10 protein-coding genes, 1 tRNA gene and 1 pseudogene are annotated in these 11,166 nt (G+C 72.4%); 7 read left to right on the top strand and 5 right to left on the bottom strand.

Annotated elements, in window-relative coordinates; all coding sequences use genetic code 11:
• The 5 genes and pseudogenes from ABD211_RS27795 to ABD211_RS27775 form a co-directional block, all read left to right on the top strand.
• A pseudogene (locus ABD211_RS27795) lies at nucleotides 1–548 on the top strand (DNA polymerase III subunit delta'); the annotation flags it as partial.
• Between the two features lie 73 nt (nucleotides 549–621).
• Complete coding sequence (locus ABD211_RS27790) at nucleotides 622–945, top strand: YbaB/EbfC family nucleoid-associated protein (RefSeq protein WP_344138252.1); 324 nt, start codon at nucleotides 622–624, stop codon at nucleotides 943–945.
• A gap of 10 nt (nucleotides 946–955) precedes the next feature.
• Entirely contained in the window at nucleotides 956–1,267 is a 312-nt protein-coding gene (locus ABD211_RS27785; RefSeq protein ID WP_344138251.1) for a hypothetical protein, read from the top strand.
• A 70-nt stretch (nucleotides 1,268–1,337) separates the two neighbouring features.
• Nucleotides 1,338–1,991, top strand: a complete 654-nt coding sequence (locus tag ABD211_RS27780; RefSeq protein WP_344138250.1) for a hypothetical protein — start codon at nucleotides 1,338–1,340, stop codon at nucleotides 1,989–1,991.
• Nucleotides 1,992–2,023: 32 nt separating this feature from the next.
• Nucleotides 2,024–2,884, top strand: coding sequence for a PSP1 domain-containing protein (locus ABD211_RS27775; RefSeq protein WP_344138249.1), 861 nt, complete (start codon nucleotides 2,024–2,026; stop codon nucleotides 2,882–2,884).
• 116 nt (nucleotides 2,885–3,000) lie between these two features.
• Here ABD211_RS27775 and ABD211_RS27770 read toward each other — a convergent pair whose 3' ends face one another.
• The 4 genes from ABD211_RS27770 to ABD211_RS27755 form a co-directional block, all read right to left on the bottom strand.
• Nucleotides 3,001–4,728, bottom strand: coding sequence for a metallophosphoesterase (locus ABD211_RS27770; RefSeq protein WP_344138247.1), 1,728 nt, complete (start codon nucleotides 4,726–4,728; stop codon nucleotides 3,001–3,003).
• A gap of 3,000 nt (nucleotides 4,729–7,728) precedes the next feature.
• Nucleotides 7,729–7,801 (bottom strand) — tRNA-Thr (locus tag ABD211_RS27765).
• A gap of 47 nt (nucleotides 7,802–7,848) precedes the next feature.
• Nucleotides 7,849–8,064, bottom strand: a complete 216-nt coding sequence (locus ABD211_RS27760; protein ID WP_344138245.1) for a C1orf53 family protein — start codon at nucleotides 8,062–8,064, stop codon at nucleotides 7,849–7,851.
• Between the two features lie 54 nt (nucleotides 8,065–8,118).
• On the bottom strand, nucleotides 8,119–8,562 hold the full coding sequence (locus ABD211_RS27755) for an HNH endonuclease (RefSeq protein ID WP_344138243.1): 444 nt from the start codon (nucleotides 8,560–8,562) through the stop codon (nucleotides 8,119–8,121).
• Between the two features lie 305 nt (nucleotides 8,563–8,867).
• Between ABD211_RS27755 and ABD211_RS27750 the strand changes: the two genes are divergently transcribed.
• On the top strand, nucleotides 8,868–9,461 hold the full coding sequence (locus ABD211_RS27750; protein WP_344138241.1) for a DUF2231 domain-containing protein: 594 nt from the start codon (nucleotides 8,868–8,870) through the stop codon (nucleotides 9,459–9,461).
• Between the two features lie 8 nt (nucleotides 9,462–9,469).
• Here ABD211_RS27750 and ABD211_RS27745 read toward each other — a convergent pair whose 3' ends face one another.
• On the bottom strand, nucleotides 9,470–10,846 hold the full coding sequence (locus tag ABD211_RS27745) for an MFS transporter (protein WP_344138239.1): 1,377 nt from the start codon (nucleotides 10,844–10,846) through the stop codon (nucleotides 9,470–9,472).
• Between the two features lie 129 nt (nucleotides 10,847–10,975).
• On the opposite strand from ABD211_RS27745, the gene ABD211_RS27740 reads away from it, so the two are divergent.
• Nucleotides 10,976–11,166, top strand: a 191-nt coding sequence (locus ABD211_RS27740) for a hypothetical protein (RefSeq protein WP_344138237.1), incomplete at its 3' end; no start/stop codon positions are given.

Here is an 11,166-nt window from a genome sequence, read left to right as displayed (position 1 = left end):
GGCGGGCCCGGCGGCTCGCCCGCGACCCGCAGGCCCGCGCGCGACGCGAGGCCGTGCTCGCCGTGCCGCGGCGGCTGACCGGCATCGGGGCGTGCTTCGACGTGGCCGCGTCCATCATCGAGGCCGCCGAGGCCGAGGCGGCCGACCTGGTCGCCGACCTCGACGCCCGCGAACGGTCCGAGCTGGAGACCGCCCTCGGCGCCGGCGGTACGGGCAAGGGCGCCGCCGGCGCGGCGCGCGGCACGGCCGGCATCCTCAAGGACCTGGAACGCAAGCAGAAGTCGCGGGCCACCCGCGCGCAGCGCGACGCCCTCGACCGGGCACTCGTGGACCTCGCCGGGTTCTACCGTGACGTGCTCGCGACCGGGTTCGGCGCGACCGTGCGCCCCGAGGTCAGCCCTGACGTGGCGGCCGCCGCCGCGCGCTGGACGCCCGAGAGCACGCTGCGGCGGCTGGAGGCGGTGCTCGCCTGCCGGTCCGAGATCGAGGCGAACGTCAAGCCCCGCATCGCCGTCGAGGCGATGATGTTGCGGCTCTGGCAGGGCTGACCGGGGTTATCCACAGGGGCTTTCCTCGATACCGTTGGGGGCCGTAGTTTCACCCCCGGGGAGGTTCGCCAGCATGCCGCGCGAGATCGACGAGAGGTGGATCGAGGAGGCGATCGAGCGCTACCAGCGCGTCGAGAAACTCCAGGCCGAGTTCGAGCAGGCCGTCGGCAGCCTCGAGGTGACCGTGCGGTCGCCCGACGGGCTGGTCGAGCTCGTGGTGTCCGGCGACGGCCAGGTCCGCGACGTGGTCATCAGCGAGTCGTTCGCGTCGCACAGCGCGCGCGACCTCTCCCGCGCGGTGAAAGCCGCGCTCGCCGCCGCGGGTGACGCCGCCGGCTGGGCGCGCACCAAGCTCCACCAGGATATGTACGGGGAGTTCCGCCCCCTGTCGAGCTGACGGAGGTCCGATGAGCGAGACCCTCTCCGGCGCCGCCGGAGCGCTGCGCGAACTCGGCGCCACGCTGACCGGCGCGGCCACCCGGACGCCCCTCGTCGACCCCGGCGGTGCCGCGTTCGGCGACCACGGCCCCGGCCGGCTCGGCGACCTGGGCCGGGCGCTGCACGTGCGCTGGCGCGACGCGCTGGACGCCCGCGCCCGCGAGGCCGCCGCCCACGGCGCCCGCGCGACGGAACTCGGGGACACGCTCGCCCGGGTCGCCGCCGGTTACACCGATGTGGACGACGGCGCGAGCAAGCGGAAGCCCGAGGTGGCGCTGTGAGCGAGCGTCGCGAGCGAGCCATCAGCACAGTGCAATCTCACAGCGACGCCGACCGTAGGGAGGTGGCGCTGTGAGCGCGAGATTTGACGCGTTGAGTCGGATCGGGCCCGTCGCGCGGCCGTTGCTGGAGCGGGTCGACGAGGTGCTCGTCGCGTACGGCGCCCCGCCCGGGCATCCGATCTGGGCGCACCTGCGCCGCCTCGGCACCACGCCCGCCGACGCCGTCGCGTTCTTCGTCGACGGCAACCCCGCGCCACTGCGTGCCGCCGCCGAACGGCTGCGGGCTCAGGCGGAGGCCTACCGTGCCACGCCGGTGCCCACCGAGGTCCGGTGGGAGGGCTCGACCGCCGACATCTACGCGGCGCGGGCCACGGCCCTGCGCGGGCATGCCGAGGTCATGACCGGGCGCCTGGGCGCCACGGCGTTCTATGTGGACGAGGTCGCGACCTGGTGGGACGAGTCGCGTACGGCCCTGGCTGTCGCGCTTGCCGAGGTGCTCACGTCGACGCAGGCCATCACCGTCACCAGCGGCGGAGCGGCGGTCACCACCGAGACGCTCGTCGCGGCGGCCGACGTCGGCGCGCACGTGCTCGCCGCGGTGGCGGCCGCCCACGACGACGGCCAGGGCCTGCTGCGCGGCGGAGCCGACCTGGGCGAACTGGCGTTCGTTCCGCCCGCCGACCCGGCGCGTCGGGTGGACGCGACGATCGATCTGCACCACTGACGCCAGGCGGACTCCGCGCGTAGGGTGGCGGCATGGGTCAGCTCTGCGCGGTGAGTTTCAACCGGTACGGCCGCCTCTACTACCTTGATCCCGGAGAGTTCTCCCCGGCCGTCGGCGACCTGGTGCTGGTCCCCACCGACGACGGCCCGGTCGTCGCGGAGTGCGTGTGGGCGGCCCAGTGGGTCGATGACGACACGGCCGGCTTCCCCAGGCTGCTCGGCCCCGCCGGCCCGGAGGACCTCGCCCGCGACCAGGCGGTCCGCAAGGCCAAGGCGGAGGCGAAGACGGCCGCCAAGCGGCTGATCCGGGCACACGAGCTGCCCATGAAGGTCGTCGCCGTCGACCACGTGCCGGCACCCGACAGCACCGGCGGCGCCCGCACGACCATCTACTTCACCGCCCCGCACCGCGTCGACTTCCGGTCCCTCGTCCGCGACCTCGGCGCCACCCTGCGCTGCCGCGTCGAGCTGCGCCAGCTCTCCGCCCGCGACTCCGCGCGCGTGCAGGGCGGCATCGGCTCGTGCGGGCGCGACCTGTGCTGCGCCACGTTCCTCACCGACTTCGAGCCGGTGACCATCCGGATGGCCAAGGACCAGGAGCTGCCGCTCAACCCGATGCGCATCTCCGGGGCGTGCGGTCGGCTCATGTGCTGCCTCAAGTTCGAACATCCGCTGTATCAGCAGTTCCAGGCCACGGCGCCGGCGCACGGTGACCGGGTCAGCACGCCGGAGGGCGAGGGGCGCGTGGTGGGCCACAACGTGCCCCGCGACACGGTGCTGGTCAGGCTGGACGCCGACGGCACGCGCACGAGCTGTGCCCGCGCCTCCGTGTGCGGCTCCCGCCAGGCGTACGAGCGCAGCGTCTCCGTCCCGAGCCCGCGCCCCGGGGAGTGACGCGCCACCAGGGGTGAGCCGACGTTTGGACCGTCACGCAGGTAATTACGCGCTGACTTCCCGGTGCAACGGTCCGAACGCCCCGGAATTCCGCGCGTGAGGGCGATGGCGCCCGGTCAGCGGAGCGTGATGGGGGGTTCGATGCGGTGGGGGCGGAGGGGGTCGGCGGGTTCCAGCCAGGGCTCGTAGGACGCCGCCGCGGGGGTGGGGGTCCAGTGTTTGCTGATGTTGTCCACGCCGATGGGGTGGATCGTCAGGGTGCCGTCGGTGTCGATGTGCAGGCGGAGGAAGGCCTTGTAGCCCTGGATGCCCTGGCCGGCGAACAGTTCGTTGACGTTCACCAGCAGACGGCCGGCGATGAGCAGGTAGAGCGCGACGACCTGCGCGGACAGGACCGCGATGACCGGGCCGTAGAAGGCGCCCGCCGTCAGCGCCGGCAACGGCCGGGGCCAGTGCAGCATCGGCAGCTCCTGCCACACCGCCGCGCCGCCGACGCCGAGCGCCACCTGCACGAACCCGTGCGTGACCCCGAGTATGTAGTGTTTCGCGGCCCGGTGACCCGATGTCAGGCCGGCCGCGAAGAACAGCGTCAGGCCGAACGTCGCGGCCACCATCACGAACACCGGCGTGGTCAGGACCCGGCCCCGCAGGTCCACGATCGCCAGCATGAGCAGCGTCTGCAGAACGCCGAGCAGCACGAGGAAGCTCGCGTTGCGGCGCGGCAACCGCCAGAACACGCCCGTCGCCAGCGCCAGCGACCGCGCCTTCGACGGGTACGTGCGGGCGAGCTTGTACTCCTTGCCGCTGCTCGCCTCGCGCGGCAGCGCCTGCTTCGGCGGCACCGTGATCTTCGACGGGAGGGTGTGCGTCGCGGCCAGGTAGGCGCCCCCGCCGCCGCACGTGATGAGCTGGCGGCCCGTGCCACCCAGACCGCCGCCCGCCGTGTCGTCGACGGCCGGTGGCTCGTCCGCCAGCGTGTAGCGCGAGTAGTGGTGCAGGTCGCCGGAGAGCATCAGCGCCACCCGGGCCCCCGTCGGCGCGATCACCTTCCGGAGGAAGTAGTCGATGGTGTCGTACTCCCGGGTGCTCTCCTGGGCCTTGACCCACGACGGGTTCGGGGTGGCCAGGATGATCCGGTCGCCGGGCGCGAGCTGCTTGGCGACGTTTTTGAAGTACGTCAGCTGCGGGTCGTCGAGGTACCCGCCCTCCTGCGAGTCGATCGCCAGCAGCCACCAGCGCTGCGGCAGCTTCAGCGCGAAGTAGCTGCGCGTCTGCGCTGTGCGCCAGCCGCCGATGCTGGTGCCCTCCCGGCGGGCGAAGGTGCGCAGGAACGCGGACAGGCCGTCGTACCAGTCGTGGTTGCCGGGCACCGCGTAGAGCGTGGGCACCGGGTCGCCGGGCGGCGGCGTCGGCATCGCCGCGCGGTAGGGGCCGCGGAACCGGTCCTCGTAGGCGTGGTCGTTCGCCGTGGGATAAACCTGATCGCCACCCATGACCAGGACCCGGCCGCGGGGCAGTCGCTCGCCGTCGACCTCGATCTCCGGCTGCGCCAGCAGGTACGCCACGGAGTACGTCGCGTCGAAACCGTCGCCGAGGTCCGCCACGTAGTCGAACCACAGCTCCCCGGTTCCACTGTGGTCGAACGTGTCGTCGGGGAAGGCGTTCTGCAGCTCGCGCTTGTCCAGATATGCGCCGAACTGTTCCGAAATAGCGACCCGGGCGCCGGTGATGGCGAGCAGCACGGGACCGAGCCAGGGGACCGGCTTGCGCGGCGTGAAGCCGAGATCCTGCGGGTCGAGGCTGGTGGGGCGAGGGGTGGCGGTGCCGAGGACGTCGTCGGTCACGGGTGGTCACGCTAGCGGTTCGCGACCGCCGACCGCCAGAGTCCAACCGTTGCGCCGATCGACCCCGGACGCGGCCGGTCGACATGACCTCCTACGATGCGGATCCTGCAGCGTGCATTGAATTACGGGGGGGAAATGCGCCGATTAATGGTGCGATCGCTAGTTCTGGCCATGACGTTCACCGCGACGGTCGCCGTCGCCGCGTCCCCGGCCAGCGCGGGCGGGACGCCGGTCATCACCACGCCCACGACCTGGGCATATGTCGATTCGAAGGCGCCGAGGACGGCGTTCGTGAACCCGTCGGGCGAGCCCCGCCTCGGCACCGACGACGGGCACACGTACCGCTCGTTCTTCACGTTCGACCTCACGCAGGTGCGTGGCCAGGTCATCCACTCCGCCAACTGGTACACGTTCGAGTCCGAGGTCGCCCACTGCGACGCGGTGGCCCCCATCGAGCTGTGGCGCACCCGCCCGGTGACGTCGAAGACGACCTGGAAGAACCAGCCGGCGGAGCTCGAGCTGCTCGGCACGTACGAGCGCGGGGCGGGCAAGCTGTGCCCCGGCTACCTCGGCCGCGACATGGCCCAGGTCGTCACGGACGCGCTCGCGCGCGGCGAGAAGACGCTCACCGTCGAGCTGCGCATCGCGGCGGCGAAGGAGAGCGACCCGCTGCTGTGGCGCTCGGTGGACCTGCCGCGCCTCAGCCTCACGGGCAACCACGTTCCGACGGTCAGCGGCCTGAAGGTCGCCGGCTCCGACCGGCCGTGCGGGACGCCCACCAGGCCGACCATGGTCAATTGGGTGCAGCTCCTGGCCACCGCCGCGGACGTGGACCCCGAGGACCACCCCTCGGTGCGGTTCGCCGTGTGGCCGGTCAACGACCCGGACCAGCGCGTCGAGTACCCCGGCAGCTCGATCGACCTGAGCCGGTTCGCCGAGGGGACGCTGCTCGCCTGGTCGGCCCGCGCCGAGGACTACTTCGACGTGGGCGTCTGGGCCAAGCCGTGCTACATGCTCATCGACCGCACGCCGCCCGCCGCGGCCCCCAGCGTCGGATCGCGGCTGTACCGCCAGGGCAACGAGTACGCCGCCGGTGGCGGTCCCGGCGTGCCTGGCACGTTCCGGGTCTCGGCCGACGGCGACCGGGACGTCGTCGCGTTCCAGTGGACCGACGGCCTCGGCTACTCCAAGCGGGTCCCGCTCCGCCGGCCGGGCGGCTCGGCGACGTTCGAGTACACCCCGCCGCGCGGCGGGCCGAACCAGCTCACCGTGGTCTCCATCGACGCGGCGGGCAACCGGAGCGCGGAGACGCGGTACGACTTCTGGGTGCGCTACACCGCGCCGTACGCGGAGGTCGACGTGGCCGGCGTCGGACTGCCCAGCAAGATCACGCTGACGGCCTCGACGGACAAGGTGACCGGTTACGGCTACCAGGTGACGGGCGCCGCCGAGGTGCGGGTCCCCGCCGTCGACGGGGTCGGCACCGGCCAGATCACGTTCCCGACGACCGGCACCTTCGAGGTAACCGTCCGGACCTACAACGGCACGAAGATGATCGGGTCGGACGTCGTCAACGTGTACGTGACCGACGCGCCGGGCGTGCACTCGGACGAGTTCAGCTTCGAGCACGAGGACGCGGTCGCCGGCGCGACCGGGAGCTTCCGGTTCACGCCCCGGACGACGGGCGTCGTCGCGTACGTCTACGACTTCAACGACGGAACGGGTCAGCAGCGCGTCGACGCGGCCGCCGACGGGTCGGCCACGCTGCCGTGGACCGCCACGGCCGGCTGGTTCTACCTGACCGTCCAGTCCGAGCGCGCCGACGGCACGCTGTCGGAGACGGCCGACTACCAGTTCAACGTCGTCGACCCGGTGCCGACGGCGTACGCCGACATCTTCAGCTGGCCGCGCCGCGACGGCGTGGGCCTGCCCCTGCAGATCGGGTTCAACAGCTGGCTGCCCGACGTGACCGGGTTCGCGTACCGCTTCGACGGCGGCGCGGAGCACACCGTCGGCCTCGGCGAGGCGGCGACCGTCACGCCGACCCACGCCGGCGAGACCACGATCGTGGTGCAGGCGCTGCGCGCGGACGGCACGCGTTCGCCGCAGGGCACCCACACGTTCAACGTCTGGTCCGGCCCGCTGGTCAGTTGGACGCCCGAGGGCAAGGGCACGCTCGGCGAGCCGGTGACGTTCACGTTCCGCCCGGCGCTGTCCGGCGTCGCGGAGTACCGGTACTCCCTCGACGGCGAGGACGAGCAGACGGTCGCCGCGGGCGCGGATGGCACGGCGACGGTGACACTCACGCCCAACCGCCCCGGCCTCAGCACGCTCAACGTGACGAGCGTCGGCGCGGACGGCGCGACCTCCGACACCCGGCAGCAGTACTTCGAGGTCCGGGACACCCGGGTGCACGTGTCCAGCTTCTACGGGCACACGCCGCAGGGCGGCATCGGGGCGTCGGCGGACTTCATGTTCTACAGCGACCTCCACCCCGACGTCGTGTCGTACCGGTACCGCGTCGACGACGCGCCGGAGCGGACGGTCGCGGCGGGGGAGGGCTACACGGACACACGGGTGTCCGTCACGCTCACCCGCAACGGGCCCAGCACGCTCTTCGTGCGTGCCGAACTGGCCTCCGGCGAGCTGACCCCCGTCACGGAGTACCCGTTCGTCGTGGGCACCGCCCCGCACGTGACCTCCGGGCAGTACCCCCAGGGGGCCTGGGCGGGCGGTCCGGGCGTCGCGGGCACGTTCGAGTTCAGCGGCGGGACGGCGGGCATCGTGTCGTTCGACTACCAGTTCGACTACGGCGACCCGGTGAACGTGCCGGCCGTGGACGGCAGGGCGTCGATCACGCTGACGCCCGAGGAGGGCAACCGCTACTACCAGCTGGTGGTGACCGGTCGCCTGGCGGACGGCACGTCGACGGATGTGACGTACTACTACCTCATGGTCGCGCCCGGNTCACCTAGGTGACGGGGCCCGGATTCGTTGCCGAGCCGCCTTGGAGAATCGAACTCCAGACCTATTCATTACGAGTGAATCGCTCTGCCGACTGAGCTAAGGCGGCAACGGTGGTCAAGTGTACAGAACCTCCGGCGGGTTGTGCGCGGGGGTTCAGTCCACGTACGGGCAGTGGCGACAGCCCCGCCCGCAACAGGTGCCGCGAGCGGCGAGAAACCCGGCGGTCAGGACGAACAGGCCGGTTTCGGGATCGGGATACCCCGCCTGTCCGACGTCGAGCGCCGCGCTGTGCGCTTCCAAGATCTTTTCATGGTACGGGTGGTCCGGTGGCAGCCGGTCCGGATGCGGTTCGGTGAGCGGCCGGTCCATTGCCCCGACCGTACCCCGACCGCGCCCACCCCGGCACGGGGTGGGCGCGGTCGGTCAGCGCGTGTGGATGAACGCCCAGGTAGGGGCGCTCGGCGTGATGCGCAGCGGCATCCTCGCCTCGGACGGGGTGCGGTCGCCCTTGCGCTGATTGCACGGCCCGCAGGCGGCGACGGTGTTCAGCCAGGTGTTCCGGCCGCCGCGCGAGCTGGGCAGGATGTGGTCGATGGTGCTGGCGTGACCGCCGCAGAAGGCACACCGGCGCCCGTCGCGGGCGAGCACGCCCGCCCGGGACCAGGCCGGCCCGCGCCCGAAGCGCCAGCGCGTCACCACGTAGGTGACGAGCCGCACCACACGGGGAACCGGGTACACGCCGATGAGCCGGTCCGGCTCGGCCTCGTGCACGACGGCCACCTCGCGCAGCAGCATGCGCACGGCGTGCCGGAGGCTGACCCGGTGCAGCGGCCCGAGATCCGCATTCAGTACGAGTACGCCGGTCATGCCTCCTCCTTAAACGTCAGCGCCAAACAAAAACCGCCCTGCCCCGGAGCGGGGAGGGCGGCGCGGGGCCCGGGAATCAGGCCTGCTCCTCCCACCCCGGCCAGCCGCCTTCAACGGCGCGCAGCACTCTCGTGCCGGCGTCCGCGTGGTGGCGGCGGGTCATGGGCTACTCCCTGAACAGTTCGGTGCGTTGCGGATCACACGGTAGGGCGCGGCACCCCGCCCTGGCCATTGATTTTTCACCATGGAGTACGTCCGGCAGCGGCGCGAGGAGTGGTTAGCGCGGGGGCGGACGGGGCAAGACAGTGACGGTCGTCGAGGAGGTGGAGTCGATGCGCAAGCGCGCGCGTGCCCAGGGTGAACCGGTCAGTCCGATGCTGGCGCTGTTGGCGCTCGGCATCTTCGCGAATGTGCTGCTGCTCGACCTCGGCGCCATCGTCGCGGACTTCTCGTTCTTCGGCCTGGCGGCCTTCTGGACGATGGCGGCGGGCCTGCTGGCGGCGCTGCCGGCCGCCGTGCGGGCGGTCCTCGACGTGCTGGCGGCGCCGGGCAACCCGTTCCGGTCGGCCGTCACCCGGCACGGCCTCGCCGACATCGTGATGGTAGGCCTGCTCGGCATCGTGTGGCTGGGCCGCCTGGTCGGCGAGCGGACCGGCAACGGCTGGTACCTGGCCGTGGAGGCGCTCGCGTTCGCGGTGGGCATCGCGGGCGCGTGGTCCGCGCGCGGCCTGGTGTACGCGGTCGACGAGCCGGACGCCGCCGACGCGCCGTCCCCCAGCGTCGCCTCCGGCAAGGGCCTGACCACCCTCGACACCGTCCGCCTGACGTGGCCACCCCGGGTGGTCACCACAGCCGCAGCCAAAGGCACCCCCGACACGTCCCCGAAGGCCGCCGCCTGAGCGCGGTCTCAGGTGGCGGTGAACGTGACGGCGGGAGTCTCGGGGAGGGCGTTTCCGGCCACTCGAGCCGCCCAGGCCTCGTCCTCGGCGATCTTGCGGGCCAGGCCCTCGCGGCCGTCGTAGCGCACGAACGCCGGCAGCGCGGCGGCGAGCGCCCCGGTGCCGAGGACGCACAGAACGCCGCCCAGCACGATGGAGCCGCCCGTGCCCGCGAAGCGGGCGGCGACGCCGGACTCGACGTTGCCCAGCGTCGGCCCGATCGAGTACGAGAGCATCTCGATGCCGGCGAGGCGACCGCGCAGGCGGTCGGGGATGGTCTGGTTCCAGATGACCGACCGGAACACGCCGGAGATCATGTCGGCCGCGCCGGCGAGCACCAGGAACAGCAGGGCGAGCCAGAGGATGCCGGAGTAGCCGTCCCGGTCGCCGAGCAGGCCCAGGGTCAGCGCGTCCGGTCCGAACGCGGCCACGCCGAAGCCCACGATCGCGAGGCCCCAGGCGGCCGCGGCGAGCACCACCATGAGGCCGTGCCGGTGCACCCGCCCGGTCCACCGGGAGGTGAGCGTGGCCAGCAGCGCCCCCGCCGACGGGGCGGCATAGAGCAGGCCGAGGACGGCGGGGCCACCCAGGTTCTTCGCCACGAACGGGTACAGCGCCTGCGGCATGCCGAAGAACATCGCGTTGATGTCGACCAGGTAGGTGCCGAGCAGTTCGGGCCGGCTCTTCGCGTACCTCAGACCGGTGACGACCGAGCGCAGCGACGGCCGTTCGGCCGCCGGGGGCGGTGGCACGGCACGGACGAACGCGAGACACGCCAGACTGACGGCGAACGTGGCCAGGTCGATGGCGTAGATCCAGGTGCTGCCGACCGACGCGAGCAGCACTCCGGCCAGCGCCGGGCCGCCCAGCGAGGCGATGTTCATCCGCGCGGAGTTCAGCGCGCCGGCCGCGGCGAGCTGCTCGGGCGGCACGAGGCGCGGGATGATCGAGTCCATGGCCGGCCGCTGGATGCCGTCAATGGCCGTGGTCACGCCGGCCACGACGAACAGCACCCACAGGTGGGGCTCGTCCCGCTGGGCGTTGACCAGCAGGACCGCGGTGAGCAGGGTGAATGCCAGCTCGCCGTAGATGATCAGGCGTCGTCGGTCCAGGAAGTCGGCCAGCGCGCCGCCGATGAAGGCCATGAACAGCAGGGGTACGAGCTCGACGAGGCCGAGCAGGCCCACCATGACCGGCGAGTCGGTCAGCTCGGCGACCTGGAACGGGATCGTGATGTACGTGATGAACGACCCCAGCGAGGACACGCCGGACCCGACGAAGACCAGCCGGAAGTCCCGGCAGGTCCGTAACGGGGTGAGGTCCATGCCCAGGTGTCGCGCGCGCACGAGGCCCGATGGTCCCCGTGCTGACCTGCGCTGTCGAGGGGTTTTCCGGCTGGCGCCGGAACGGCCGGGGGTCGGGCGGTTGAGCCCGTCCCCCGGCCGCGTCGACCGTCAGCGGTCGTCGTCGGCGCGGTGCGCCGTGTCAGGCGTCACGCCGGCTCACGCGCCGCCGTAACCGCCGGCACCCTGACCACCGCTCTGGCCACCGCGGCGGGGACCGCCGTAGCCGCCGGCGCCCTGGCCGCCGGTCTGGCCGCCGCCGTAACCGCCGGCACCCTGACCACCGGCACCCTGCCCGCCGGCGCCTTGGCCGCCGGTCTGGC

Source organism: Luedemannella flava (genome assembly GCF_039528515.1).
In the GTDB taxonomy this organism is placed as follows: Bacteria; Actinomycetota; Actinomycetes; order Mycobacteriales; family Micromonosporaceae; genus Luedemannella; species Luedemannella flava.
This window is presented reverse-complemented; position numbering and strand designations above follow the sequence as displayed.